Genomic DNA, 24,563 nt, shown 5'->3' with positions numbered 1-24,563 from the left:
GGGAGCCGCGCCGGCGTCAGCGGCGTCAGCGGCCTCAGCGGCGTCAGCGGCGTCAGCGGCCTCAGCGGCGTCAGCGGCGCCGCCTCCGGCCCCGCCAGCTCCGGTGGCCCCGGCAGCCCCGCGGTCCGGGTCTGGGCCGGCGGTGGCGAGTTCGACCAGCGCGTCCGCCCGGCGTTCGTCGGGGCTGCGATCGTCGGCGGCCGTGGCCGCCTCGTCGTCGTTCCCTCCCGGCCTGGACCAGGTGCCGGCTCCCGACATCTGGTCCAGCCGCTCCGCGAGGACCTCGGCACCCGCGGCGCTGAGGTTCGCGGAGACGGACGCCATGCCGTCGGGCGCCTTGCGGATCCACACGCCGCGGCCGCGGTGGGCCTCGCTCCGGCGCCGGCGCACCCCCTCCGGGTCGACCTGGCGCACGGCGCGGTCCATCATCCGGCGGAGTTGCCCCAGGCCGGGACGGCTTCCCGAGTTGAGGGACTCGACGAAACGGCGCGCGGCGAGCTCGGCGGCGGCGCGGCAGAGTCCGTCGTCGGTCACGCCGCGGAGGCATCCGACCATCACGGCTGCGGTGCGCTCGTCGATCCGCCCGGACTCGATCTCCTCGAGCACCGCCGGGCACCGTTCGACCAGTTCCACCGACAGGTCGACCATGGCGCCGGCCCGGTTGGCGTGGATCCCGAGCGCGACGGCCAACTCCGAGCGCGCGAGCTCCCAGGGGTCGACGGCGGCGTGGTCCCGGACGGGGAGATCGGACTCGTGGGCCACGTCGTCGATCGCACGCACGTGCTCCACCGCGGCGTCGAACGTCTTGTAGACGGCCCGGATGCGGAGGGCGGCGGCACGGTTCTCGGCGTCCACGGCCAGGCGCGCGACCTCGGACTCGCACGCGAACACGCGCTCCGTCTCCGCCGACCTCATCTCAACCCCACGCCTCGATCATGCGTTCTATTCTACTAGAACGCGTGAGCGAGTCAAGGGGTTTCCCCGGATGCACGGGGGCCGGCCGGGGACACCCCGACCGGCCCGTCTCCGATGCCCGCTGCGAACTCGGTCAGCCCACGCTTCCGGCCGCCGCGGCCGCGAGGGCCGCCACGTCGATCGGCCACCACTGGCCGAAGTCGATCGCATAGACACGGTTGAGGTCCGAGACGACGCCGCCCACGGTCACCTGCTGCTTCACCGGCAACTGGTGGATCGTGGCCGCCGGGTTGAGGCGCCCGCCGGAGCCCCAGTCGTGCTGCCAGAAGTACTGACCGAGCCCGCGCTGGCGGCACCAGTCGATGGTCGGGGCGTTGGCGTACACGCCGAGCTTCAGGCCCGCACCGTTCAGGTGGACGCGCCACCGATCGAGGTAAGGGGCGATCTGGTTGTCGAACTGCCAGCGCGTGGGGTTGTCGTCGATCGCAACGTACATCGGAACGCCGCGCGGGCCGCCGGCACCGAAGTGCAGCCCGATCCCGATGGGGGCGTGGTGGTCGGCCCCGCCGGCCCCGGCCTTCCAGTCGGCGGTGTCCTCACGCCCGAACTGGTAGCAGGACACCATGTTGAGTCCGTGGGCGCGGAAGTCGTCGACCTCACCGCGCAGGAGGGGCTTGCCGGTCATCCACCCGGCGCCGGGCCGACGGTGCGAGCAGTACCGGACGGCGCCGAGGTGGCCGGCCGCGCGGATCGACGCCGCCGACGGCGGGCCCGCCGCGTAGTCGAGCACGGTACCGATCGGGATCCCCGCGCCCGCGCCGGGGAGTGCGCCCAGCGGGGCGGGGATGGCGGACTGCGCACCGACGGCGGGCGTGAGGCCGGCGGCGAGTGCACCGGCGCCGGCCGCGCCGAGACCGGCGCGGCGGAGGAAGGTTCGGCGGTCGAACGTCATGGAGGTACTCCGAGATCTCGGTCGTAGACGAAAGGCGTGTGACGCGTGGGACGCACACGGCTACGGAGAGTCTGACACAAGAACATCGCCCAGTCGCCCCGGTCGTTACCACACGGGTGCCCGCGCGCCCGGCAGGCGCGGCTGGTTCACTGGTACCCATGAGCCGCACGCCCAGATGGAACGCCGCCGACGTCCCTGACCAGACGGGGCGTACGTTCGTCGTCACCGGAGCCAACGCCGGGATCGGGCGGGCCACCACCGCGACCCTCACCGCCCGGGGCGCCAAGGTGATCATGGCCTGCAGGAATCTCGACAAGGCGGAGGCCGCGCGCGACTCGCTCCCCCCCGAATCGCGGGAACTGGCGGAGATCCGCCGACTCGACCTGGCCGACCTCGATTCGGTCGAGGACTTCCTCGCCGCCTCCGCCCCGGGCCGCACCGGCGCCCGGATCGACGTCCTCGTCAACAACGCCGGCGTCATGAACCTCCCCCACTCCCGGACCGCGCAGGGCCACGAGATGCAGTTCGGGGTCAACGCACTCGGCCACCACGCGCTCACCGCGGGACTGGTCCCCCACCTGACCGACCGCGTGGTCTGGCTGGGATCCCTCGCCCACCTCCGGGGCAGGATCGACATCGACGACCTGAACATGGAGCGGCGCGGATACCGACCGATGGCGGCCTACGCCGACTCCAAGCTCGCCTGCATCATGCTCGCCTACGAATGGCAGCGCAGGCTCGATCGCCTGGGCGGCGGGCTCCGTTCGGTGGCCGCGCACCCCGGCTACACCTCCACCGAGCTCATCAGGCAGAGCGGCAGACCGCTCGCCGACCGGTTCTTCGAGCTGGGCAACTCGCTCACCTGGGCCGGACTCACACCGGAGATGGGCGCACTGTCCGTGCTCTACGCCGCGACCGTTCCCGATGTGGCCGGAGGGGCCTTTGTGGGACCCGATCGACTGGGCGGCCTCAAGGGGTACCCGAAGATCACCTCGTCGAGCAGCCGCTCGCGCGACGCGGGGGTCGCCGCCGCGCTGTGGGAGCGGTGCACGGAGATGGCGGCGTTCCGGTAGTCGCGCCGCGGGGTGCGGGCGCGGGACCGGGCGTCCGGTGGGTCAGGCCAGCCCGGAGGCCGCGAGGCCCGCACGGAGTCTGTCGAGGTGCTCGGGCGGCCCCTGGAGCAGGGGCATGCGCAACCGGTCCGACCCGATCAGGCCCTGCATCTTGAGCGCGGCCTTGACCTGGATGGCGCCCTGCGAGGTGTGCATGATCGCGTCGACCGCCGGGATGAGGCGCGTGTGGATCTCGCGGGCACGGTGGAGGTCGCCGGCGTCCACCGCGTCGATCATCGCCCGGTAGTCGTCCCCCGCGACGTGGCCGACCACCGACACGATGCCGGTGGCGCCGAGCGCGAGAAACGCGAGGTTGAGGACGTCGTCGCCGGAGAACCACAGCAGATCGGTCTCGGCCATGAGTCGGCTGGCCTCGAAGAGGTCACCCTTGGCGTCCTTGACCGCGCGGATCCCCGGGATCTCCGCCAGCCGGCGGATCGTGTCCGTGGACAGGGCCGTTCCGGTGCGGCCGGGGATGTCGTAGGCCATCACGGGCCGGCCCGCGGCCTCGGTGATCATCCGGAAGTGCTCCACGATGCCGTGCTGCGTGGGCTTGTTGTAGTACGGCGTCACCACCAGGAGCGTGTCGGCTCCGCGCGCGACCATCGCCTCCGCCGCCCGGATCGAGTGCAGGGTGTCGTTGGTGCCGCACCCCGCCATCACCGAGACGCGATCACCCACCGCCTCCACGACCGCGGCCACGCAGTCGTAGTCCTCCTCGTCCGAGGTGGTGGCGGACTCGCCGGTGGTGCCGTTGACCAGAAGGCCGTCGTGGCCGTGGTCGGCGAGGTGGACGGCGAGCCTCTGCAGCCCGTCGAAGTCGATCGAGCCGTCGTCGTGCATGGGGGTCACCATCGCGGTGATGACCCGCCCGAAGGGATTGTCCGACATGGCCACCAGCCTAGCGGTCACGATCGGTCACGCCTGCCGGCGGTGGCACCGCCCGGCGACGGGAAGGCCGAGGGGGTCGACGGCAACGGTGCCTGGACCGTCAGCGGACCTTGTCGGGATTGGTGTCGAGGAACCGCCCCAGCGTGTTGTCGACGACGAGGGCCGCGAACTCGTTGGTCGTGGCCACTCCCAGGCGCAGGGTGGCGGACAGGGCGTTCTGCAACATCGGTGGCCTCCTGGAACGTCATTGTGACGCCTGTCACTTTACGACACGCGGAGCGCGCTCCACATCCAAACGACCGACAAATCTGGACAAGTGTTCCGGACACCAATATTGTTGACTTATCATCTTCACTAGCGAGGTCGCCATGCTCGTTCCCGGGGTCAGGATCCACCGCTCGCTCTCGCGCTCGCACGACGGCGGCGGCTGGCTGGACTCCCGCCACTCCTTCTCCTTCGGCCGGCACCAGGACCCGATGAACACGCACTTCGGCCGCCTGCTGGTGAGCAACGACGACCGGATCGCCGCGGGATCCGGGTTCGACACCCACGGCCACCGCGACATGGAGATCGTCACGTGGGTGCTCTCCGGCTCACTCGTCCACCAGGATTCGGAGGGCCACAGCGGGATCATCTACCCGGGCCTGGCCCAACGGATGAGCGCCGGCTCCGGCATCCTGCACTCCGAGCGCAACGACGGCTGGCGCGACGGCTCGATCCGGCACGACCTGGTTCCCGGCGACCCGGTCCACCTGGTCCAGATGTGGGTCGTCCCGGACACCTCCGGCGGGGATCCCGGCTATGAACAGCTCGAGCTCGAACCCCGCGAGCTCGAGAACCAGCTCGCCGTCGTCGCCGGCGGACTCCCCACCTACTCCGACCGGTCCGCCATCCGGATCCGCAACAGCGCGTCCGCCCTGCTCGCGTCCCGCCTCGCGCCCGGCCGCTCCGTCGACCTCCCCGACGCGCCGTTCCTCCACCTCTACGTCCCGCTCGGATCCGTGACGCTCGAGGGAGAGGGCGTACTCGGGACCGGCGACGCCGCGCGGATGACGGCCTCGGGGGGCCGCCGCGTCACCGCCGGCGACGAGGGCGCGGAGATCCTGGTGTGGGAGATGCACCGGGGGATGACGATGCTCGACGTCCGCGGGCACTGACCGGGACGGCGGGTCCCCTCGTCGGCCCCGGGGGCCAGTTCCGAGGGCTCGGGGGCCCAGCGCGGGGGCTCGGTCCGGGGGTTCAGTCCGGGGGCTCAGTAGGAGAAGTCGTGCACCACGAAGACTTTTCCACCGGCGGAGTAGGCGATCCCCATGCCCGCCGACCGGTATCCCGGGTCGACCAGGTTCTCGTGGTGCCCGGGCGACTTCTTCCACAGGTCCACCAGGCAGACCGCACCGCAGTGCGTCCCGGCGGCGACGATGTTCTCGCCGTAGCCCCGGTTGAGCAGCGCGGTGTTGTGATAGACGGCGTCCTCGGCGGCCAGTCGGTCCGCCCACCTCTGCGCCTCGGCGTCGAGCGCGGCGTCGGGCGCGAGAGTCCCGAGCCCGCGCGAGACCCGGTAGCCGTCGATCTCGCGGACGATCCCGTCACGCAGCCCTCCGGAGACGTCCCTGAACACCATCCCGGTGGATCCGGCCGCCGCCCACACCTCGGCGGGGAAGGCGGCGCGGACCTGGGAGACGACGCCGTCCACCACGTGCTGGGGGATCAGCTGCTGCGGGAGGAACGACGGCAGGGCCTGGGCGGAGGCCGTCGCGACTCCGCCACCCACGAGGGTGGCGGAGGTGACGGAGATGGTCGCGAGTGACGCGATGAACCTGGAGCGCATGGAGGTGATCATGCCGTCACGGCGCGCCTGGCGCGAACCGAATGTCCGATGTGCTCACGCGCCCGCGATACGGCCGTGACCTGCATAGATCAGAGTGGCTGATGTGGCTAGAGTGACTCCCGCGGCACCAGGAACAGCCCCGCCGACGGGAGCACCTCGAGGGTGACGGGCAGCGGTGCGACGGGGTCGCCGTCGGCGAACGCCTCGACGCCGTCGGCCTCGATGCGGACGGTGCGGCACCTCCTTGTGGTCACGCCCCGCAGACCCACATGGGTGCCGGAGTAGATCCGGCGGAAGTGCCACGCCAGCCGGAGCTTGGAGATCCTCCCGACGTAGCAGACGTCGAACAGCCCGTCGGACCGGTCGGCGTCCGGCGCGATCTTCATATCCCCGCCGTAGCTGCGGGTGATCGCGTAGGCGCTGAGCAGCACCTCGGTCTCGACGACCTCCTCCGTCGGCAGCCCCACGTCGAAGGCCATCCGGAACCGTCGGGGTCGGTACGTCGGGAACTCGATGATCGAGGCGAGGACGTAGCGCAGCGGGCCGCCGAGGATCCGCATCTCGTTGACCCGCCGGTTGACGGCCGAGTCCAGTCCAGCGCACAGGACGGAGGCGAAGACGTGGGGCCGGCCGCCGTCCGGGGTGGCCCGGCCGAGGTCGACCGACTCGACCCGGCCGGCCGCCACCACATCGGCGGCGGCCTCCGGGTTCCCCAGCGGGATCCCGTACTCGCGGGCGAGGTCGTTGCCGGTGCCCGCCGGGATGATGCCGATCGGGATGCCGGAGAACGCCTGCGCCTGGACCGCGAGGGAGACCATCCCGTCGCCGCCGCACACCACCAGCGCGTCGACGCCGTCGGCGACCGCCCGCCGCGCGAGGGCGAGGGAGTCCTCCGCGTCGGCACCGTCCAGTCGACGGACCTCCACGCCGTGCGAGCGCAGACGATCCACCGCCCGGCCCGCGACCGCCGCGCCGCGGCCGCCGCCGGCCGCCGGGTTGACCAGCACCGCGACGGACCGGATCTCGCGGTCGGACAGCTGCGCTCTCACGGGATCAGTGTCCCCGGATTGCACACCCCGTGCGGGTCGACCGCGTTCTTCACCGCGCGCAGCATCCGCACGCCCACCTCCCCGATCTCGGCCTCGAGGTAGGGCCTGTGGTCCACGCCCACCGCGTGATGGTGGGTGATGGTGCCGCCCGTCGCGACGATCGCCTCGCAGGCCGCCCGCTTGGCGTCGTACCACTGGGCGATCGGGTCACGGCCGCGCTGTCCGGCGACCACGGTGAAGTAGAGCGACGCACCCGTGGGATAGACGTGGCTGATGTGGCACATGACCAGCGCGGGGGTGCCGCTCGCCTCGAGCGCGGCGGTCAGCGCCTGCGCCACGGCGTCCCGCAGCGCCGGCAGCGCCGACCAGTCGGTGGCGGTCTCCAGGGTCTCGACCAGCGCACCGTTGTCGAGCAACGAGTCGCGCAGGACCGGGGCGCCGAAGCGGCCGTGCTCCCACGACCGCGCCGGACCGGGGCCCAGCGACGCGCCGCCGTGGGCCAGGAGCACCGCGCGGGTCTCGGCCAGTCGCGACTCCGCATGCTCCGCCGTGCCCTCGAACAGGCACAGGCACAGGCAGCCGCCGGGATCCGCGCCCGCGCCGTCGCCGTCCGCGCCCTCCGCCGCCTCGCCGATCGACTCCGTGGCGGTGGCGAGGTTGACCATCGTCTCCACCTCGTCCGAGAGCCGGATGACCGTGGGGCCGGTGCCCTGCTGCTCGACCGCACGCAGCGCCGCGGCGCCGGTCGCGAAGTCGGGGAAGCGGAACGCCTCGTGCCGGACGACCTCCGGCACCGGGTGGATCCGCACGCGGACCCTGGTGCACACCCCGAACGCCCCCTCCGAGCCGAGAAGCCACTGCCGGAGGTCAGGACCGGCCGCGGAGGCCGGGGCGCGGCCCGCCTCCATCACGCCGACCGGGGTCACCACCGTCAGCCCGCGGACCATCTCGTCGAAGCGCCCGTACCCGGCCGAGCTCTGCCCGGACGAGCGGGTCATGGCGTAGCCGCCCATCGTGGCGTAGGGGAAGGACTGCGGGAAGTGGCCGAGCGAGAACCCGTGCGCGGCCAGCAGGTCCTCGGCGCGGGGCCCGGACAGCCCCGCCCCGAGGACCGCCTCGCCGGACTCCGCGTCGATCGACTCGAGGGCGTCGAAGTGCGCGAGGTCCAGCGAGATCACGGCCCGGTGGCCACCGGCGTCCGGGGTGAGGCCACCCACGACGGAGGTGCCACCGCCGAAGGGCACCACCGCGACCCCCTCGCGTCCGCACCAGTCCAGGAGGGCGGCGACCTCGTCGTCGTCCCTCGGCGCGACCACCGCGTCGGGGCAGTCCACCGCCGGCCGCAGCCGCCAGGCCAGGAGGTCGGGGGTCGATTTCCCCCGCGCGCGCGGCAGGCGCTGGGCGTCGTCGACGGAGACGTTGCCCGCCCCCACCACGCCGGCGAGCGCCGCGAGGTCGGTGCCGGACAGCCGCGACGGCGAGGCCGTCACCGCGGCGGGGTCGAACCGGGCGCCGCCGGCCGCGGTCACCCCGAGCACGTCGCGCAGCAGGCCGCGGATGCCCTCGCCCAGGTCCCTGGCCTCGGCCTCCGTTCCCCACCGGGACAGGGCCATGTGCGGCAGCGGCAGGTTGTCAGCGGGGATCGTGGCGCTCATACTGGAACAGTAAAGCAGAATCTGTTCCGTTTCAGACAGCCCCGCCCGCGCCTCGCGCGGCGGACGACCGCCAAGGAGGGCCGGTGACGACGTCCGCCCCTCCGCGGTCCGCCCCTCCGCGCCGGTCCCGCGACCGCGCCCTCACGGCCGCGCGCGGCTCGATCCTCGAGATCGGTGCCGCCCGCACGACGATGGTCGAGGTCGCCCGCCGGTCCGGGGTGGGGCGGACCACCCTCTACCGGCACTGGCCGGACATCACCGCGCTGTTCGCCGACCTGCTCACGCGCGAGCTCGCCGCCGTGGCCGAGCGGGTCGACCCCACGCTCCGCGACGCCGGCCCCGCCCGCCCGGACGCCCGCGATGCCGACGACCTCGCCAGGCTCCTGTGCACCATGGCCGACGAGGTCCGGACCGACCCGCTGCTGGACGCGCTGCGCCGCGAGTCGGAGCTGATCGCCGAGTACGTCCTCCACCGGCTGGGGACCTCCCAACGTCGCCTCATCGCCGTCCTGCGCGGGCTCCTGGCGCAGGCGATCGCCACCGACGGGAGGCTGGCCGGCCGCGATCCCGATCGCACCGCCACCATGCTCTTCCTGGCCCTGCAGGGGGCGGTACTGTCCGCTCCGCTGGCGGACCCGCCGCTCGACCCGGACGCCTGGCGGACGGAACTGCACCTACTCATCAGGGGATACCTCGGGTTATGACCGGTCACACCGACACCGCCACGCCGGCCGCCACGCCAGCCACCACCGCCCTGTCCGCCGCCCGCCGCCGCCGCGACCTCGCCGACCTGCGCGACCGCGACACCCCCGTCGACCTGGTGGTGATCGGCGGCGGCATCACGGGCGCGGGGATCGCGCTGGACGCCGCCTCCCGCGGGCTCGAGACCGTGCTGCTCGAGGCCCACGACCTGGCCTTCGGCACCAGCCGCTGGTCGTCCAAGCTCGCCCACGGCGGACTGCGCTACCTCGCCACCGGGAACGTCGGCATCGCCCGGCGCTCGGCCGTCGAGCGCGGGATCATGCTCGAGCGCACCGCCCCCCACCTGGTGCGCCCGCTCGCCCAGGTGGTGCCGGTCTTCCGCGACACGCCGCCGCTGGGCGCGGTGCTGCCGGGCCTGGGGTTCGTCGCCGGCACCCTGCTCTCCCGCCTCGCCGGGACCCCCGCCGACCGGCTCCCCGGCGCACGGGTGCTGGGGCCCCGGCGGGTGGCCGGATACGTCCCCGGCGTCCGCCGGGAGGGCCTGCGCTTCGGCCACCTCAACTGGGACTGCCGGCTCGTCGACGACGCCCGCCTGGTCACCGCCGTCGCCCGGACCGCCGCGGGGCTCGGCGCGCGGGTGATCACCCGGGCGCGCGTGGTGTCCGCGAGCGGCACGCGGGTCACCGTCCGCGACGAGCTGGGCGGCGGGAGTGGCGACGACGACGAGTTCACGATCTCCGCGCGGGCCGTGGTCTCCGCCACCGGCGTGTGGGCGGGTGAGACCACGCCCGGGGTGAGCGTCCGCCCGTCGCGCGGCACCCACCTGGTCGTCAGCGCGGCCGCGCTGGGCCATCCCACCGGCGCCCTCACCGTGCCGGTGCCCGGGGAGACCAACCGCTTCTGCTTTGCCATCCCCGCCGAGTTCGGCCGGCTCCACGTGGGCCTGACCGACGTCGACGCCACCGGCCCGGTGCCGGACGTCCCCGAGGCGACGGAGGAGGAGATCGGGTTCCTGCTCGACGTGGTCAACCGCGCGCTCGCCACGCGGCTCACCCGCGCCGACGTCCTGGGCACCTTCGCCGGCCTGCGCCCGCTGGTCGACTCCGGCGACGGCGACACCGCCGACCTCTCCCGCGAGCACGCGGTGCTCACCTCGGAGAACGGGCTCGTCACCATCACCGGCGGCAAGCTCACCGAGTACCGGCTCATGGCCGAGCAGGCGGTGGACCTCGTCGTGGAGCGGACCGGGATACGCGCGGCACCGTGCCGCACCGCGGACCTGCCTCTGGTCGGGGCGCCCGGGCACCCCGATCCGGTCGGGCCCGCGCCCGCCGCCGGTGGGCGCCTGCCCGCCTCGCTGGTGTCGCGCTACGGGCAGGAGGCCTCGACCGTCGTGGCCGAGAGCCTGCTCGACCGGCCGCTGGACCGGGTCGCGGACGGGATCGACGTCACCCGCGCCGAGTTCTCCTACGCGGTCACCCACGAGGGCGCCCTGACCGTGGACGACATCCTGGACCGTCGCAGCCGGGTCGGGCTCGTCCCCGCGGACCGTGCGGCCGCCGAACCCGCCGCGCGCGAGGCCCTCGCCGCGGCGGGCCCGGGCTAACCGAGGGGGCGCGGGGCCTGGAACTCGGCCTCGAACCTCTCGTAGGAGAACGTGGCGAGGGGCCGGGCCCGGTCGAGCGCCAGCCCGCGGATCGCGTCGGCGAACCGCGCGAGGTCGGCGCCCGACCCCTCCACCCCGGCCGCGACCGAGATGCGCGCCCCGCCCAGGGGACGGACCCGCCCACCGGAGGCCGTCGCCGCGGCCGTCACCAGGACGGGGTCGCCGTCGATGACCTGCACGCAGTTCATGGCCAGCGACTGTCGGCCCGGGATCGGGACCCCGACGCGGGTGTCGAGTCGCAGCTCGATGCCGCCTGCCCCGGAGGAGCCGACGGGCCCCAGGCGGGCGTCGTCCAACGCTCCCCCGGCCGAGCCCACCATGTCGCCCTTCCACTTGGGGAAGCCCCACAGCTCGTTGCCCGCCGCCAGCGTGAAGTCCTGGTCCACCGGGAGCTCGTGGATGTGCTGCACCACCCCGGCGCCCGGGACCCTGACCTGGAACGCCAGCCCGATCTCGTGGTAGGCGCCCAGGACGTTGCCCGGGACGTCGTGGTAGCGCACGTGCATGATCGTCACCGGGGTGCGCCCGCCCGGGAGCGTCACCGGTTCGGCACCCGCGTCGAGCACGGCCGACTGCGGACCTGCGGCGATGAGGCGCCGCACGACCGCCGCCCGGGTGAGGAAGGCCGCGCCCGACACCGAGGCGGAGACGACGGGAACCGGGAACGCTATCTCGCGCCCGGCGACGACACGCGAAGTGGGAGAGGTCATGGGGAGACGGTAGCGGCTGCCGGGCCCGGCTGCCCGCCCGACTTGCCCTTGTAGCGGGGCCGCAGCAGGTTGGCCGGGGACAGGATGTCGTCGACCTCCTCCTCGCTGAGCAGGCCCATCTCCAGGACCACCTCGCGCACGCCCCGGCCGGACCGCGCGCACTCGCGGCCCACCAGGTCGCCGTTGTGGTGGCCGATCACCGGGTTGAGGTAGGTGACGATGCCGATCGAGTTCATGACGTTGGTCCGACACACCTCCTCGTTGGCCGTGATCCCCCGGACGCACTTCTCGGTGAGCGTCTCGATGGCCGCCGTGAGCAGCGAGATCGACTCGAACATCGCCTGGGCGATCACCGGCTCCATCACGTTGAGCTGGAGCTGACCGGCCTCGGCGGCCATGGTCACCGTGATGTCGTTGCCGATCACCTTGAAGCACACCTGGTTGACCACCTCGGGGATCACCGGGTTGACCTTGGCGGGCATGATCGACGAGCCCGCCTGGAGCTCCGGCAGGTTGATCTCGTTGAACCCCGCGCGCGGGCCGGAGGACAGCAGCCGGAGGTCGTTGCAGATCTTGGAGACCTTGGCCGAGGCCCGCTTGAGGGCGGCGTGGACGTTGACGTAGTCGCCGGTGTCGCTGGTGGCCTCGATGAGGTTCATGGCTCCGGTGACCGGCAGTCCCGTGACCTCCCTCAGGTGCTCGATGACCGTGCGCCGGTAGTCGGGCGGGGTGTTGACGCCCGTGCCGATGGCCGTCGCCCCGAGGTTCACGTCGAGCAACATCCGCGCCGCCGCACCCAGGACGTGGAGCTCCTCGTCGAGCGTCACCGCGAACCCGCCGAACTCCTGACCCAGCGACATCGGCACCGCGTCCTGCAGCTGGGTCCGGCCCATCTTGAGGACCTCGCGGAACTCCTCGGACTTGTCGTAGAACGCCTCCCGCAGCGCCACGATCGCCGGTTCCAGCCGCTCGAGCGCGTGCCACAGCGCGATCCGGAACCCCGTCGGATAAGCGTCGTTGGTCGACTGCGAACGGTTGACGTCGTCGTTCGGGCTGACGATGTCGTACGCACCCTTGGGGTGGCCGAGCCGCTCGAGCGCCAGGTTGGCCACCACCTCGTTGGTGTTCATGTTCACCGAGGTCCCGGCGCCGCCCTGGTAGACGCAGGACGGGAACTGGTCCATGCACCGGCCGTCCTGCAGGATCTCGTCGCAGGCACCGACGATCGCCGCGGCCACGTCGGGGTCCAGGACCCCCATCTCCACGTTCGCGAGCGCGGCGGCCTTCTTGACCATCACCATCCCCCGGACGAAGTCGGGGATGTCGCTGATGGTGGTGGAGGCGATCGGGAAGTTCTCGACCGCCCGCACGGTATGGATGCCGTAGTAGGCCTCCGCCGGGACCTCCCTGGTGCCGAGAAGGTCGTGTTCGGTACGGGTCTGACTCATTCGTCCTCCGCCTCTCGGGTTGGCTGGGCCCACCCTAACCACGCGGGGCGGTCTTTCGCCGTCTACCCGCCCGATCGCCCGGCACCGACGCCCGGCGCTGCATAGGGTGTGGGCATGTCGCGACCGACGATCCCCCGTCGCGCCCGGGCACTGTCCCCGGCGCGGGGCGTGTGGCGACGGCTGCATCCGTCGGACGGGGTGCTCGGCAGCATCGTCGACCGGCGCGAGGTGCCGCTGCCCCGTGGGACGTGGGCGATCTTCGGCGTGGCGTTCGTGGGCTTCGCGATGCCGGTGGTCGGGTTCGTCGAGCTGGCCGAGCGGGTCCGCAGCGGCGCCAAGTTCCCCTTCGACCAACCGGTCATGCTGTGGCTGCAGCGGCACCACACACCCAGGACCACGCGGATCGTCCGGGCGGTGACCGAGCTCGGCGGGGTCACCGCCGTGCCGCTGTTCGCGCTCGCGACCTCCGGGTACCTGGTGTCCGTGCGGGGCAGCCGCCGCCCGGCCGCGCTGCTCACCGTGTCGCTCGTCGGCTCCACGATCATCAACTCCGTCCTCAAGGTCCTGTACCGGAGGGACCGCCCCACGTTCTTCACGCACATCGTGCAGGAGAAGAGTTTCTCGTTCCCCAGCGGCCACGCCATGGCCAGCGCCGCGCTGGCGGGCTGCACGTGCGTCCTCGCCTGGCCCACCCCGTGGCGCGCCCCAGTGATCGCCGGGTCGGCGGTGTACGTCCCCGCCGTCGGCGTCACCCGCATGTACCTGGGGGTGCACTTCCCCAGCGACATCCTCGCCGGCTGGTGCGTGAGCCTGGCCTGGGTCGGCGAGGTGGCGACCATCATGTGGCTCATGGATCGCCTGGACCGCTCGCCGACGCCGATGGTCACGCGGCGCAGGTCCCTCCGGGCGCGAGAGGGCACCGCAGGCCTGGGCGGCCAGGGCGGCCGGGGCGGGATATGACGACGAGGCGCCCCCGGATCGCGCTGTGCCACGGCGACATCACGCGGATGGACGTCGACGCGGTGGTCAACGCGGCCAAGGGGTCACTGCTCGGGGGCGGCGGGGTGGACGGGGCGATCCACCGCGCCGGCGGGCCGACGATCCTGGCCGACTGCCGCGAACTACGGGCCACCCGCTACCCGGACGGTCTGCCCACCGGGCAGGCCGTGGCCACGACGGCCGGCGACCTGCCCGCCCGCTGGGTCATCCACACCGTGGGGCCGGTCTACGGGCGGGTCGGCCGCGCGGGCAGCGCGGCGGGCAGCGCGGCAGGCAGCGCGGCAGGCAGCGCGGCGGGCAGCGCGGCCGAGGACGGCAACTCCCTCCTGGCCGACTGCTACCGCAACTCCCTCGCCGTGGCCGACGAGCTCGGCGCGCGCACCATCGCGTTCCCGCTCATCTCCGCCGGGGCGTACGGCTGGCCGCGCGAGGACGCGATCCGCACCGCCCTCGACACCCTCGGCAGCACCGCCACCGGGGTCGAGTCCGCGACCCTGACGCTGTTCGACGCAGACACCCTGCGCCTCGCCGAGTCGATGCTCACCTGACACCCCGCGCCTCGCCGAGACCAGGCTCGGCTGACCGCCGGGCCCCGCTCCGCACCCACCTCGCACCCACCTCGCACCCGGTCGACGCACGACACGAGTCGGTCGACGCCTCGCAGGCTTCGAGCGGGATTCTCCTGCGAGACGTCGACCAGATCAGGCGGCACGTCGACCGAACTCAGGTGCATGACCGTCAGATGCGGCCGACCACCAGCTTGGCGAACGCGGCCGGGTCGGTGAGCATTCGACGCGGGGGCCCTGCGCCTCGCCGAGTCGATGCTCACCTGACACCCCGCGCCACGCCGAGACCCGGCTCGGCTGACCGCCGGGTCCCGCTCCGCACCCACCTCGCACCCGCCTCGCACACGGTCGACGCACGACACGAGTCGGTCGACGCCTCGCAGGCTTCGAGCGGGATTCTCCTGCGAGACGTCGACCAGATCAGGCGGCACGTCGACCGAACTCAGGTGCATGACCGTCAGATGCGGCCGACCACCAGCTTGGCGAACGCGGCCGGGTCGGTGAGCGTGCCACCCTCGGCGAGCACCGCCGCGCCCGACAGCAGGCGCGCCGTCTCCGTGAGCCCCGGCGCCGACGGGTCCTCGGCGTGCTGGACGCGCAGCCGCTCGACCACCGGGTGGGTCGGGTTGAGTTCGAGGATCCGCTTGCTCGCGGGCAGCTCCATGCCCGAGGCCCGATACATGGCCTCGAGCTGCGGGGTCATGTCGAACTCGTCGCCCACCATGCAGGCCGCCGACTCGGTGAGCCGATGCGACAGGCGCACCTGCTTGACCTCGTCGGACAGCTCCTCGCCCAGCCACTCGAGCAGTCCGGTGAACTCGGCGGCGTCCGGTGCGTCCTCGGACTGCCCGGCGGTGTCGGAGCCGATGCCGGTCAGGTCCACGTCACCCTTGGCCACGGACCGCAGGCGCGTGCCGTCGACCTCCCCGACCGCGTCCACCCACACCTCGTCGACCGGGTCGGTGAGGATGAGCACCTCGACCCCACGGGCCCGGAACGCCTCCAGGTGCGGGGAGTTCTCCACCGCCGCGCGGGACGTCCCGGTGAGGTAGTAGATCTCCTCCTGCCCGTCGGCCATGCGGGACACGTACTCGGCGATGGTGGTGCCCACCTCGTCGTCGTGCCCCTCCGGCGCCTCCGCCGCAGCGGGCCGGGTCGACGCGAACGTGCTCACGGCGAGCAGCTGCTCGCGCGCATCGACGTCCGAGATCAGCCCCTCCTTGAGGACCGCGCCGAAGTGGCGCCAGAAGGTGCGGAACTCCTCGGGACGGTCGGTCTTGATCTGCCCGATGGTCTGCAGCACGCGCTTGACCAGGCGCTTGCGGATCGCGCGGATCTGGCGGTCCTGCTGCAGGATCTCCCGCGAGACGTTGAGCGACAGATCCTGGGCGTCGACGATCCCCTTGACGAAGCGCAGGAACGGCGGGACCAGCTCCTCGCAGTCGTCCATGATGAACACTCGACGGACGTAGAGCTGCACCCCGCGCCGGGTGTCCTGAGAGAAGAGGTCGAAGGGCACCTGCGTGGGCAGGAAGAGCAGGGCCTGGTACTCGAACGTGCCCTCGGCCTTGAGGGTGATGGTCTCCAGCGGCTCGTCCCAGGCGTGGGAGACGTGGCGGTAGAACTCCGTGTACTCCTCGTCGGTGACCTCCGAGCGGGGCCGCGTCCACAGCGCCTTCTGCGAGTTGAGCGTCACGGTCTCGGTGAGCGCGGTGCCGGCCCCGGCATCGCCCGCCGCGCCGTCCTCCCCCGCCGCCTCGCCCGGGTCCGGCGCCGGGCGCTCGATCTCCATGCGGATGGGCCAGGCGATGAAGTCCGAGTAGGTCCGCACCACCCGACGCAGGGTGTGCTCCTCGGCGTAGTCGGGCAGCGCCGCGTCCCCTCCGGCCGGCTTGAGGTGCAGGATCACCGAGGTGCCCTGCGGGGCGTCCGCCGCCTCCTCGATCGTGTACGTGCCCTCGCCGCCGGACGACCAGCGGGTACCCGCGGCCTCCCCGGCCTTGCGCGTGATCAGCGTGACCGTGTCGGCCACCATGAACGTGGAGTAGAAGCCGATACCGAACTGGCCGATGAGGTCGGCCGTGGCCTGCTCGCTCACCTCACCCGACTCCTGCGCCGCCCGCGCCGCGGCGAGCGCCTCCCGCATCTGGCCGGTGCCCGACCTGGCGAGGGTGCCGATGAGGTCCACCACCTCGTCGCGCGACATGCCGATGCCGTTGTCCCGGATCGTCAGGGTGCGCGCCTGCTCATCCGGGACCAGCTCGATGTGCAGGTCCGAGGTGTCGACCCCCAGCGTGGAGTCCTGGAGCGCGACCAGCCGCAGCTTGTCCAGGGCGTCGGAGGAGTTGGAGATGACCTCACGCAGGAAGGTGTCCGGGTTCGAATAGATCGAATGGATCATCAGATCCAGGAGTTGCCGGGTCTCGGCCTGGAACTCCCGGGTCTCGGCTGCACCGGAGGTCTGCGGGCTCATTGTGGCGTCGGTTCCTTTCACTGGGCGGGTATGCGTGACGACACGATCAACCTACTGTGGATCTCGGACATTCCGGAGGAGGCCCCGTGACCGGTAAACCGTTGCCCGCAGCCCACCTGTCCGTCCTCGACGCCGCCACCGGCCTGTTCGCGCAAGCGCTCGCCGGCGGGCTCGAGGGCGACTGCGCGGCCTGCCCCGGGTGGACCCGCCGCGACTGCGCCAACCACGTGCTCGGGGGCGGCCTGCGGTACGCCGCCTACTTCCCGCGCCTACCCGAGTCGGAGATCGGCTGGACGCGGACCGCCGACCACGCCGGTGACCGCCCGGTGCCGGCCCTGTACCGCACGTCCGCCGGACTGCGGAAGGAACTCGCCCGGGCCCGGGACGCCGACGCGCTCGTCCCGCACCGGATGGCCGACATACCCGTCCGCGACCTGCTCGCGCTCCGGGTCTTTGAACTGCTGATCCACGCCCACGACCTCGATCCGGCGACCTGGGACACCGCGGAGGCCGAGGAACTGGCGGCCTGGACGCTCGAGCACGCCAGGGACGTGGTGGAGCTCATGCGCACCTTCGAGGTGTTCGACGAGCCGCGGCCCGTGACGATCGGGGCGGACTCACGCGCCCGGCTGCTCGCCCTGTCCGGACGAGGATAGTGACCTGCGCCACAGACGGGTCTAGCGTGGGGAGGAGGCCGGCGTCGACGGCGCCGGACGGACCGTCCGCAGCGAGAGGACCCCACCATGGCAGCGCGTTTCAGTCCCTACATCTCCTTCCCCGGCAATGCCGCCGACGCGTTCCCGTACTACCGCGACCTCTTCGGGGGGCGCCTCGAGGTGATGACCTACGCCCAGTTCCCGTCCATGGAGGGCTTCCCGTTCACCCCGCCGCCCGAGGCCGTGGCCCACGCGACCATGGAGTCGCCCTCGATCACCCTCACCGGCGGAGACGGCATGGGTGACGGGCTGCCGCCCCTGCGCAGCGACGTCTACTCCTTCCTCCTGTCCTTCGACACCACCGAGGAGGCGACCGGGTTCATCGACAAGGTGACCTCGACCGGCGGCGAGGTGGCGATGCCGTTCGAGATGGCGCCGTGGGGCGACCACTACGGGCAGGTCCGGGACCGGTTCGGCATCAGATGGGATGTCAACGTGCCCGGCACGGGCGGCTGAATCCCGCCGACCTCACCGTCCCGCCGTATCCGTCACGCCCGCTTGTTACCGTTCAGGCATGGAAATCTCTGGAGCAAGTGCAATCGTCACGGGCGGTGCGTCGGGAATCGGCGCGGCCGTCGTCCGTCAACTGGCCGCGAAGGGCGCGAAGGTCGTCGTGGCCGACCTCAACGCCGAGAAGGGTGAGGCCCTGGCCGCCGAGGTCGGGGGCGTGTTCGTCGCCGTCGACGTCACCAAGACCGAGGACAACCAGAAGGCCGTCGCCGCCGCCCTCGAACTGGGGCCGCTGCGGTACCTCGTCAACTCGGCCGGCATCGGCTGGGCCCAGCGCACCATCGGGCGCGACGGCGAGTACTCGTCGGCGTTCGACCTGGACTCGTTCCGCAAGGTCATCGAGATCAACCTCATCGGCTCGTTCGACATGCTGCGGCTGGCCGCCACCAAGATGAGCACGCAGGAGGGTGACGAGGACGGCCAGAAGGGCGCCATCGTCAACATGGCCTCCGTCGCCGCGTTCGACGGCCAGATCGGCCAGGCCGCCTACTCCGCCTCCAAGGGCGGCATCGTGGGCCTGACCCTGCCCGTCGCGCGCGACCTGTCGGCCGCCGGCATCCGCCTCAACACCGTCGCCCCCGGCCTGATCGACACCCCGATCTACGGCGAGGGCCCGGAGTCCGAGGCGTTCAAGGCCAACCTCGGCGCGAACGTCCTGTTCCCCAAGCGCCTCGGCTCGGGCGACGAGCTGGCGTCGATGGTCATGGAGCTGCTCACCAACCCGTACATGAACGCCCAGACCATCCGGGTCGACGGCGGCATCCGGATGCCACCGAAGTGACCTGACCCCGGTCCCAACGAGAGAAGGGCCCCGCCGAATGATCCGGCGGGGCCCTTCTCGTGGGTCCGGTCAGTGCTCGTGCGTCCGGTCAGTTCTTGGCCCGGCGCTTCTTGAGCCTGCCCTCGAGGTAGACCGCGAGCTTGGTCAGCGCGTAGTTCACGAGGATGAACAGGATGCCGGCCACGATGTACGCGGGCACGGTGTTGGCGTAGGCGGAACCCAGAGTCTTGGACCAGTTCAGCAGCTCCAGGTAGGTGATGCCGTAGCCGAGGGCGGAGTCCTTGAGGACGACGACGAGCTGGCCGACGAGCGCCGGGAGCATGGCCGTGAGTGCCTGGGGGAGCTGGATCGACCGAAGCACCTGCCCGGGGGTGAGTCCCACCGAGAGCCCCGCCTCGGCCTGCCCGCTGGGCAGACCGTGGACGCCGGAGCGCACGAGCTCGGCGATGACCGCCCCGTTGTACAGCGTGAGCGCCGTGACGACGGCCGCGAGCGGCGCGTGCTCGTTGGGAACGATGTTCGCGGTGGCGAAGTACCCGAAGTAGGCGAACACCATCATGAGCAGCACCGGGACCGACCGGAAGAACTCCACCACGACCCCGCAGAACCACCGCAGCGGGGCCAACGGGGAGAGCCTGCCCATGCCGAACAGCAGCCCGAAGACCACCGCCAACACGATCGAGATTCCGGCCGCCGTGAACGTGCCACGCAGGCCCGGGATCAGATAGGAGGTCCACACCTCGGAGTCCGTGACGAACGGCTCCCACATGAAGGCCTTGAGCTGCCCGGCCGCCTCGAACTTGGCGTAGATCAGGTACAGGATGCCCAGCGCGAGGAGGGCGCCGACCACCGTGAAGATCTTGTGGCGCAGACGGGCCTTGGGGCCCGGGGCGTCGAACAGGACCGCCTGGGTGCTCATCGCTTCACCGCCAGCTTCCGTGAGAGGGACGTGGTCCACAGCCCGATCGGGAGGGTGAGGACCACGAACACCATGGCGAAGAAGAAGAACGTCGGGAGACTCGCGCCCTCGTTCTCCGTGATGACCTGCAGCAGCCCCGCCGATTCCCCGACGCCGATGACCGCCGCGACCGTCGAGTTCTTGATGAGCGCGATGATCACCGAACCCAGGGGAGCGACGGATCCGCGGAACGCCTGCGGGAGGATCACCTCACGCAGCGACTGCCCGAAGCCGAGCCCGATGGAGCGGGCGGCCTCCGCCTGCCCCACCGGCACGGTGTTGACGCCGGAGCGCAGGGCCTCACAGACGTACGCCGCGTGGTAGACGGCGAGCATGATCGCCGCCCACCAGAACGCGTTCCGGGCGAAGTCGTCCGAGACGGACAGCTGGAGGATGAACGACAGCCCCAGGATGCTGAACACCATGAGCAGCGTCAGCGGCAGGTTCCGGAACGTGTTGACGTAGGACGTCCCCAGGCCCCGCAGGACCGCCACCGGCGAGACCCGGAGGACCGCGATGAGGGTCCCCAGGATCAGGGCGCCGATGGTCCCCAGGACCGAGAGCTGGATGGTGACCCATACCGCTCCGAGGACGTCATAGTCGGCGAAGATGTCGCCCATGGTCCACCTTCCGTCGTGAGATGCGGATCAGGTCAGGCGCAGGGCCCCGGGTTGGGCGGGTTTCCCGCCCCCGGGGTGAAGCCGGCGGCGCCGAGGTTGTCCTGGACGGCGGTCTCCCAGCTGCCGTCGGAGATCATCTCGCGGATGGCCTCGTTAATCTGCTCGCACTTCGCCACGTCGCCCTTCTGGATGCCGACGCCGTACAGCTCCTCGCTGAACGGCGCGCCGACCACCTTGAGCTTCCCCTGGTACTGGTCCTGGGACGCGTAGCCGGCGAGGATCGTGTCGTCGGTGGTGAGCGCGTCGACCGCGTTGGACACCAGCGCGGAGACGCACTCGGAGTAGGTGCCGAACTCCTGCAGGTTGACGCCCGGGACCTCCTTCTTGACGTTCTGGGCCGAGGTCGAGCCGGTGACCGAGCACAGGCGCTTGCCGTCGAGCGACTCCGGTCCTGTGATGCTGTCGTCGTCCTGGCGGACCAGCAGGTCCTGACCGGCGATGAAGTACGGTCCGGCGAAGCCGACCTTCTCCTTGCGGGAGTCGGTGATCGAGTAGGTGGCCACGATCATGTCCACCTGTCCGGTCTCGAGGAGGGTCTCGCGCTGGGCGCTGGGCGCCTGGACCCACTCGATCTCGTCCGCGGGGGTGCCGAGCTTCTCCGCGATGTACGTCGCCACATCGACGTCGAAGCCCTTGTAGGCGTTGCCCTCCTTGAGCCCCAGCCCCGGCTGGTCGAACTTGATGCCGATCTTGAGCTGCCCCTCACCGCCGTCGTCCGAGCTTCCGCACGCGGCCAGGCCGAGTGCGAGGGTGACGGCCGCGGCGGCCGATCCGATCCGTCGGATGTTCATGTGGTCTCCTCGTGCGATGGGTGGGTGGGGCTTGGGGTGGGTTCGCTGGTGCTAGTGGGTGAGGATCTTGGACAGGAAGTCCTTCGCGCGAGCGCTCTGCGGGTTGGTGAAGAACTCCTCGGGGGTCGCCTGTTCGACGATCTCCCCGTCGGCCATGAAGATGACGCGGTTGGCCGCCTTCCGCGCGAAGCCCATCTCGTGGGTCACCACGACCATGGTCATCCCGGACTTGGCCAGCCCGGTCATCACGTCGAGCACCTCGTTGATCATCTCCGGATCGAGGGCCGAGGTGGGCTCGTCGAAGAGCATGACCTTGGGGTCCATGGCCAGCGAGCGGGCGATCGCCACGCGCTGTTGCTGACCGCCCGAGAGCTGGGCCGGGTACTTGGCGGCCTGGTGATCCACGCCGACCCGCGTGAGGAGCTCCATGGCCCGCTTCTCCGCCTCGGCCTTGGACTGCTTGCGGACCTTGATCGGCCCGAGCGTGACGTTCTCGAGGATCGTCTTGTGGGCGAACAGGTTGAAGGACTGGAACACCATCCCCACGTCGGCGCGGAGCCTGGCCAACGCCTTGCCCTCCTCGGGCAACTCCTTGCCGTCGATCGTGATCGACCCCGACTCGAAGGTCTCGAGCCGGTTGATCGTGCGGCACAGTGTCGACTTCCCGGAACCGGAGGGGCCGATCACGACGATGACCTCCCCCTCCTCGATGGACATGTTGATGTCCTTGAGGGCCTGGAAGTCACCGAAGTGCTTGTTGACGCCTGAGATCTCGACGAGAGCCATGGACGGATCATAAGCCCCAGAGGAATCCATGAGGCTCAACTCGGCTGAACCACTTAGCGGTCGACATCCACCGGTCCGCTCAGTACGGTCTGCGCATGGCGATATCAGATGTGAAGGAATACGCCCATCTCTCCGCCGAGGACGTCGAGAAGATCGGCGAGGAACTCGAGGAGATTCGCACGTCCGTCATGGAGTCGCTCGGCGACGCCGACCGGCGCTACGTCCAGAACACCATCCGCCTCCAGCGCGGCCTCGTCGCGGGCGCGCGTGCCGTCCTGCTGTTCTCGGGCTACCGCCCGGCGTGGGTGGTGGGCACCGGCATGCTGGCCGCGGGCAAGATCATCGAGAACATGGAGCTCGGGCACAACGTGATGCACGGGCAATGGGACTGGATGAACGACCCGGTGATCCACTCCAGCACCTGGGAATGGGACATCGTGGGGACCTCCGAGCACTGGAAGGCCACGCACAACTACCACCATCACAAGTACACCAACATCATCGGGATGGACGACGACGTCGGGTACGGCGTGGTGCGGGTGACGCGCGACCAGCCGTGGCACCCCGCGTTCGCGCTCAACATCGTCTGGAACACCATGCTCGCCTTCGCGTTCCAGTGGGGCGTCGGCGTCCAGCACCTCGAGATCGCACCCGGCACGATCAACGCCTCGGGACGGCCGGAGCAGAAGAGGCGCATCGGGCAGTTCCTCCGCAAGGCGCGCAAGCAGGTCGGCAAGGACTACGTGTGGTGGCCCATGTTGTCCGGTTCCGACTGGAAGACCACGCTGGCGGCCGACGCCACCGCCAACGTCATCCGGAACCTGTGGTCCAACGCGGTGATCTTCTGCGGGCACTTCCCCGACGGCGCGGACAAGTTCACCCTCGAGGACCTCGAGGAGGAGACGCAGGCGCAGTGGTATCTCCGGCAGATGCTCGGGTCCGCCAACTTCACCGGAAGTCAGCTCACCCATTTCATGTCCGGGAACCTGTCCTTCCAGATCGAGCACCACCTGTTCCCCACGATCCCGTCCAACCGCTACTCGGAGATCTCGGTGCAGGTGCAGGACATCTGTCGGCGCTGGGACCTCCCGTACACGACCGGCCCGCTGTACCGGCAGTACTGGCAGTCCTGGCGCACGATCGCCAAGCTGTCGCTTCCGGACCGCTTCCTCAAGGGCACGCCCGACGACGCGCCGGAGACCCGCTCGGAGCGGATGTTCCGGGGCGAGCCGCGCACCTACGACGACCATGCCGGTCCCAGGTCGGGTCTGGTCACGGCCCTGCGCCATCACAACCCGGCCATCATGAAGCGTCTGACCCGGGCGGCCTGAGCGTGGACGAGGCCCACCGTCGCCCCCCGGGGGCGACGGACGCGGAGGTCGAGGCGGCCGGCACGGTCGGCGAGGCGCTGGAGTACGTCGAGCGGGCCCGCGGCCACCTCTACGACCTACACCAGCTGATCGGTCGGGCCGACATCCTCTACCAGCGGGCGGCGGATCAGCTGGCGGAGGCCGGCCATCCCCGGCTCGCCGAGCGCATCCGGTCCGAGATGGTCGGGCTCAACGTCCTCCACGGTCGGTGGACGTTCCAGGTGGTGGAGGAGTTCGACGACGGCTACTGGGCGACCGCGCGCGAGATGGGCCGGGCGGTGCGCGACGAGATCACCGATGGGCGCCGGCACGTCTGGGAGGCCGAACTCAAGGAGCGCGGCCGGACCGCCGGCCGGCCGGGCCACGAGGCGACCCCGAACGACGCCGTCGGCCGCGGTTAACCGGTCCGCTGCCGCCCGGCGATCTTGTGCCGGTCGGATTCCGTGAGTCCGCCCCACACCCCGTAGAGCTCCTTGGACTCGATGGCGAACTGGCGGCAGGTGTCGAAGACCGGGCAGACGGCGCAGACCTGCTTGGCCTTCTCCTCCTTGCGCCGACGCTCACCCTTGGACTCGTCCTCCGCGCTGTAGAAGAGGTCCTCGTGGCCGAGGCACGCCCCGTGGTCTCGCCACGACCAGAAATCCGACGTCGGTTCCAGGTTCCTGAATCTTGGCATGTCGCCTCCATCCGCTGAATCTGAAGTGCCCTGTCGTGAGCCCTGAAAGTCCAGATCGCAAGTCGAACTTCCCATCCTGTCAGGAATCCGGGTCCCGTCCAGCGCCACGTCATCGTCGTCAACACCCCGCCGTGACGGAATCCGCCCGTGCGCTGGGGCTTCGCGCGGGCTCACGGAAAACGTGAGAATTCGCCTATCCGCCCGGTGAGTACGCGTCCACCGACTGCCGGGTCACCCGAGGGGTGCGGCGCTCGGCGTGGTGGTCGGCGGCGGCGTTGTCGTTGGCGGCGTTGCCGTCGGCGGCGGCGTTGTCGTCGTCATCGTCGTCG

At 71.2% G+C, this 24,563-nt stretch carries 26 protein-coding genes; 11 read left to right on the top strand and 15 right to left on the bottom strand.

The features are described 5' to 3' along the window. The coding region (locus Q0444_RS04675) for a DUF222 domain-containing protein (RefSeq protein ID WP_299021753.1) at positions 1 to 915 on the bottom strand (915 nt) is incomplete at its 3' end. Between the two features lie 133 nt (positions 916 to 1,048). Next, the gene (locus Q0444_RS04670; RefSeq protein ID WP_299021751.1) at positions 1,049 to 1,867 is read right to left on the bottom strand and encodes a DUF1906 domain-containing protein; all 819 of its coding nucleotides are present in this window, start codon (positions 1,865 to 1,867) and stop codon (positions 1,049 to 1,051) included. A 158-nt stretch (positions 1,868 to 2,025) separates the two neighbouring features. Here Q0444_RS04670 and Q0444_RS04665 point away from each other — a divergent pair, with 158 nt between their 5' ends. Then, on the top strand, positions 2,026 to 2,940 hold the full coding sequence (locus Q0444_RS04665) for an oxidoreductase (RefSeq protein ID WP_299021748.1): 915 nt from the start codon (positions 2,026 to 2,028) through the stop codon (positions 2,938 to 2,940). 42 nt (positions 2,941 to 2,982) lie between these two features. Here Q0444_RS04665 and dapA read toward each other — a convergent pair whose 3' ends face one another. Further along, the gene (gene dapA / locus Q0444_RS04660; protein ID WP_291082103.1) at positions 2,983 to 3,870 is read right to left on the bottom strand and encodes a 4-hydroxy-tetrahydrodipicolinate synthase; all 888 of its coding nucleotides are present in this window, start codon (positions 3,868 to 3,870) and stop codon (positions 2,983 to 2,985) included. A gap of 100 nt (positions 3,871 to 3,970) precedes the next feature. Beyond that, complete coding sequence (locus tag Q0444_RS04655) at positions 3,971 to 4,096, bottom strand: hypothetical protein (RefSeq protein ID WP_291082101.1); 126 nt, start codon at positions 4,094 to 4,096, stop codon at positions 3,971 to 3,973. A 142-nt stretch (positions 4,097 to 4,238) separates the two neighbouring features. Here Q0444_RS04655 and Q0444_RS04650 point away from each other — a divergent pair, with 142 nt between their 5' ends. Then, complete coding sequence (locus Q0444_RS04650; protein ID WP_291082099.1) at positions 4,239 to 5,027, top strand: pirin family protein; 789 nt, start codon at positions 4,239 to 4,241, stop codon at positions 5,025 to 5,027. A 95-nt stretch (positions 5,028 to 5,122) separates the two neighbouring features. On the opposite strand, the gene Q0444_RS04645 is transcribed toward Q0444_RS04650, so the two are convergent. The 3 genes from Q0444_RS04645 to Q0444_RS04635 form a co-directional block, all read right to left on the bottom strand. Then, the gene (locus Q0444_RS04645; RefSeq protein ID WP_299021744.1) at positions 5,123 to 5,698 is read right to left on the bottom strand and encodes a CAP domain-containing protein; all 576 of its coding nucleotides are present in this window, start codon (positions 5,696 to 5,698) and stop codon (positions 5,123 to 5,125) included. A gap of 107 nt (positions 5,699 to 5,805) precedes the next feature. Then, the gene (locus tag Q0444_RS04640) at positions 5,806 to 6,747 is read right to left on the bottom strand and encodes a diacylglycerol kinase (RefSeq protein WP_291082095.1); all 942 of its coding nucleotides are present in this window, start codon (positions 6,745 to 6,747) and stop codon (positions 5,806 to 5,808) included. Next, on the bottom strand, positions 6,744 to 8,360 hold the full coding sequence (locus Q0444_RS04635; RefSeq protein WP_291082113.1) for an FAD-binding oxidoreductase: 1,617 nt from the start codon (positions 8,358 to 8,360) through the stop codon (positions 6,744 to 6,746). Before Q0444_RS04635 ends, Q0444_RS04640 begins: the two co-directional genes overlap by 4 nt. 125 nt (positions 8,361 to 8,485) lie before the next feature. Between Q0444_RS04635 and Q0444_RS04630 the strand changes: the two genes are divergently transcribed. Both Q0444_RS04630 and Q0444_RS04625 read left to right on the top strand, forming a co-directional pair. Then, entirely contained in the window at positions 8,486 to 9,106 is a 621-nt protein-coding gene (locus Q0444_RS04630; protein WP_299021739.1) for a TetR/AcrR family transcriptional regulator, read from the top strand. Next, positions 9,103 to 10,710, top strand: a complete 1,608-nt coding sequence (locus Q0444_RS04625; protein WP_299021736.1) for a glycerol-3-phosphate dehydrogenase/oxidase — start codon at positions 9,103 to 9,105, stop codon at positions 10,708 to 10,710. Before Q0444_RS04630 ends, Q0444_RS04625 begins: the two co-directional genes overlap by 4 nt. Here Q0444_RS04625 and Q0444_RS04620 read toward each other — a convergent pair. Together Q0444_RS04620 and aspA are read right to left on the bottom strand one after the other, a co-directional pair. Further along, entirely contained in the window at positions 10,707 to 11,480 is a 774-nt protein-coding gene (locus Q0444_RS04620) for an acetoacetate decarboxylase family protein (RefSeq protein WP_299021733.1), read from the bottom strand. The genes Q0444_RS04625 and Q0444_RS04620 overlap by 4 nt on opposite strands. Further along, a complete protein-coding gene (aspA, locus tag Q0444_RS04615; RefSeq protein ID WP_299021730.1) occupies positions 11,477 to 12,928 on the bottom strand; it encodes an aspartate ammonia-lyase in 1,452 nt (483 codons plus the stop codon). The genes Q0444_RS04620 and aspA overlap by 4 nt, the downstream gene beginning before the upstream one ends. A gap of 114 nt (positions 12,929 to 13,042) precedes the next feature. On the opposite strand from aspA, the gene Q0444_RS04610 reads away from it, so the two are divergent. Together Q0444_RS04610 and Q0444_RS04605 are read left to right on the top strand one after the other, a co-directional pair. Beyond that, on the top strand, positions 13,043 to 13,888 hold the full coding sequence (locus tag Q0444_RS04610) for a phosphatase PAP2 family protein (protein WP_299021727.1): 846 nt from the start codon (positions 13,043 to 13,045) through the stop codon (positions 13,886 to 13,888). Beyond that, entirely contained in the window at positions 13,885 to 14,475 is a 591-nt protein-coding gene (locus Q0444_RS04605) for a macro domain-containing protein (RefSeq protein ID WP_299021724.1), read from the top strand. Before Q0444_RS04610 ends, Q0444_RS04605 begins: the two co-directional genes overlap by 4 nt. A 475-nt stretch (positions 14,476 to 14,950) precedes the next feature. Here the strand turns inward: Q0444_RS04605 and htpG are convergent, their stop codons facing one another. Continuing rightward, positions 14,951 to 16,966, bottom strand: a complete 2,016-nt coding sequence (htpG, locus tag Q0444_RS04600; RefSeq protein WP_299021721.1) for a molecular chaperone HtpG — start codon at positions 16,964 to 16,966, stop codon at positions 14,951 to 14,953. 86 nt (positions 16,967 to 17,052) lie between these two features. On the opposite strand from htpG, the gene Q0444_RS04595 reads away from it, so the two are divergent. The 3 genes from Q0444_RS04595 (at position 17,053) to Q0444_RS04585 (ending at position 18,973) form a co-directional block, all read left to right on the top strand. Further along, the gene (locus Q0444_RS04595) at positions 17,053 to 17,622 is read left to right on the top strand and encodes a maleylpyruvate isomerase N-terminal domain-containing protein (RefSeq protein ID WP_291079356.1); all 570 of its coding nucleotides are present in this window, start codon (positions 17,053 to 17,055) and stop codon (positions 17,620 to 17,622) included. Between the two features lie 87 nt (positions 17,623 to 17,709). Next, a complete protein-coding gene (locus tag Q0444_RS04590) occupies positions 17,710 to 18,138 on the top strand; it encodes a VOC family protein (protein WP_291079357.1) in 429 nt (142 codons plus the stop codon). A gap of 58 nt (positions 18,139 to 18,196) precedes the next feature. Next, a complete protein-coding gene (locus Q0444_RS04585) occupies positions 18,197 to 18,973 on the top strand; it encodes an SDR family NAD(P)-dependent oxidoreductase (RefSeq protein ID WP_291079358.1) in 777 nt (258 codons plus the stop codon). 88 nt (positions 18,974 to 19,061) lie between these two features. Here the strand turns inward: Q0444_RS04585 and Q0444_RS04580 are convergent, their stop codons facing one another. Genes Q0444_RS04580 through Q0444_RS04565 form a run of 4 tightly spaced genes read right to left on the bottom strand, consistent with a single transcriptional unit; the run spans position 19,062 to position 22,188 of the window. Beyond that, the gene (locus tag Q0444_RS04580; RefSeq protein WP_291079359.1) at positions 19,062 to 19,892 is read right to left on the bottom strand and encodes an amino acid ABC transporter permease; all 831 of its coding nucleotides are present in this window, start codon (positions 19,890 to 19,892) and stop codon (positions 19,062 to 19,064) included. Next, positions 19,889 to 20,551 (bottom strand): amino acid ABC transporter permease, encoded by a 663-nt coding sequence (locus tag Q0444_RS04575; RefSeq protein ID WP_291079360.1) that lies wholly within the window; start codon positions 20,549 to 20,551, stop codon positions 19,889 to 19,891. Before Q0444_RS04575 ends, Q0444_RS04580 begins: the two co-directional genes overlap by 4 nt. A 32-nt stretch (positions 20,552 to 20,583) precedes the next feature. Further along, the gene (locus Q0444_RS04570; protein WP_291079361.1) at positions 20,584 to 21,402 is read right to left on the bottom strand and encodes a glutamate ABC transporter substrate-binding protein; all 819 of its coding nucleotides are present in this window, start codon (positions 21,400 to 21,402) and stop codon (positions 20,584 to 20,586) included. Between the two features lie 51 nt (positions 21,403 to 21,453). Further along, a complete protein-coding gene (locus Q0444_RS04565) occupies positions 21,454 to 22,188 on the bottom strand; it encodes an amino acid ABC transporter ATP-binding protein (protein WP_291079362.1) in 735 nt (244 codons plus the stop codon). A gap of 95 nt (positions 22,189 to 22,283) precedes the next feature. Between Q0444_RS04565 and Q0444_RS04560 the strand changes: the two genes are divergently transcribed. Next, complete coding sequence (locus Q0444_RS04560; RefSeq protein ID WP_299021707.1) at positions 22,284 to 23,519, top strand: fatty acid desaturase; 1,236 nt, start codon at positions 22,284 to 22,286, stop codon at positions 23,517 to 23,519. Continuing rightward, complete coding sequence (locus Q0444_RS04555; protein ID WP_291079365.1) at positions 23,516 to 23,959, top strand: hypothetical protein; 444 nt, start codon at positions 23,516 to 23,518, stop codon at positions 23,957 to 23,959. Before Q0444_RS04560 ends, Q0444_RS04555 begins: the two co-directional genes overlap by 4 nt. On the opposite strand, the gene Q0444_RS04550 is transcribed toward Q0444_RS04555, so the two are convergent. Then, positions 23,956 to 24,234: a WhiB family transcriptional regulator gene (locus Q0444_RS04550; protein WP_291079364.1), complete on the bottom strand. Its 279-nt coding sequence runs from the start codon at positions 24,232 to 24,234 to the stop codon at positions 23,956 to 23,958. The two genes, Q0444_RS04555 and Q0444_RS04550, sit on opposite strands and share 4 nt — an antisense overlap. Positions 24,235 to 24,563 lie beyond the last annotated feature (329 nt).

The sequence above is a fragment of the uncultured Dietzia sp. genome, assembly GCF_937873725.1.
GTDB lineage: Bacteria > Actinomycetota > Actinomycetes > Mycobacteriales > Mycobacteriaceae > Dietzia.
This window is presented reverse-complemented; position numbering and strand designations above follow the sequence as displayed.

Bases quoted from the DNA above. Each gene is read 5' to 3' on its own strand.
- Q0444_RS04655 (WP_291082101.1), bottom strand. From the start codon at position 4,096: ATGTTGCAGAACGCCCTGTCCGCCACCCTGCGCCTGGGAGTGGCCACG.
- Q0444_RS04560 (WP_299021707.1), top strand. From the start codon at position 22,284: ATGGCGATATCAGATGTGAAGGAATACGCCCATCTCTCCGCCGAGGAC.
- Q0444_RS04585 (WP_291079358.1), top strand. From the start codon at position 18,197: ATGGAAATCTCTGGAGCAAGTGCAATCGTCACGGGCGGTGCGTCGGGA.
- Q0444_RS04575 (WP_291079360.1), bottom strand. From the start codon at position 20,551: ATGGGCGACATCTTCGCCGACTATGACGTCCTCGGAGCGGTATGGGTC.
- dapA (WP_291082103.1), bottom strand. From the start codon at position 3,870: ATGTCGGACAATCCCTTCGGGCGGGTCATCACCGCGATGGTGACCCCC.
- Q0444_RS04580 (WP_291079359.1), bottom strand. From the start codon at position 19,892: ATGAGCACCCAGGCGGTCCTGTTCGACGCCCCGGGCCCCAAGGCCCGT.
- Q0444_RS04620 (WP_299021733.1), bottom strand. From the start codon at position 11,480: ATGACCTCTCCCACTTCGCGTGTCGTCGCCGGGCGCGAGATAGCGTTC.
- Q0444_RS04650 (WP_291082099.1), top strand. From the start codon at position 4,239: ATGCTCGTTCCCGGGGTCAGGATCCACCGCTCGCTCTCGCGCTCGCAC.
- Q0444_RS04550 (WP_291079364.1), bottom strand. From the start codon at position 24,234: ATGCCAAGATTCAGGAACCTGGAACCGACGTCGGATTTCTGGTCGTGG.
- Q0444_RS04605 (WP_299021724.1), top strand. From the start codon at position 13,885: ATGACGACGAGGCGCCCCCGGATCGCGCTGTGCCACGGCGACATCACG.
- Q0444_RS04625 (WP_299021736.1), top strand. From the start codon at position 9,103: ATGACCGGTCACACCGACACCGCCACGCCGGCCGCCACGCCAGCCACC.
- Q0444_RS04665 (WP_299021748.1), top strand. From the start codon at position 2,026: ATGAGCCGCACGCCCAGATGGAACGCCGCCGACGTCCCTGACCAGACG.
- Q0444_RS04570 (WP_291079361.1), bottom strand. From the start codon at position 21,402: ATGAACATCCGACGGATCGGATCGGCCGCCGCGGCCGTCACCCTCGCA.
- Q0444_RS04635 (WP_291082113.1), bottom strand. From the start codon at position 8,360: ATGGCCCTGTCCCGGTGGGGAACGGAGGCCGAGGCCAGGGACCTGGGC.
- Q0444_RS04645 (WP_299021744.1), bottom strand. From the start codon at position 5,698: ATGCGCTCCAGGTTCATCGCGTCACTCGCGACCATCTCCGTCACCTCC.
- Q0444_RS04670 (WP_299021751.1), bottom strand. From the start codon at position 1,867: ATGACGTTCGACCGCCGAACCTTCCTCCGCCGCGCCGGTCTCGGCGCG.
- Q0444_RS04610 (WP_299021727.1), top strand. From the start codon at position 13,043: ATGTCGCGACCGACGATCCCCCGTCGCGCCCGGGCACTGTCCCCGGCG.
- Q0444_RS04590 (WP_291079357.1), top strand. From the start codon at position 17,710: ATGGCAGCGCGTTTCAGTCCCTACATCTCCTTCCCCGGCAATGCCGCC.
- aspA (WP_299021730.1), bottom strand. From the start codon at position 12,928: ATGAGTCAGACCCGTACCGAACACGACCTTCTCGGCACCAGGGAGGTC.
- Q0444_RS04565 (WP_291079362.1), bottom strand. From the start codon at position 22,188: ATGGCTCTCGTCGAGATCTCAGGCGTCAACAAGCACTTCGGTGACTTC.
- htpG (WP_299021721.1), bottom strand. From the start codon at position 16,966: ATGAGCCCGCAGACCTCCGGTGCAGCCGAGACCCGGGAGTTCCAGGCC.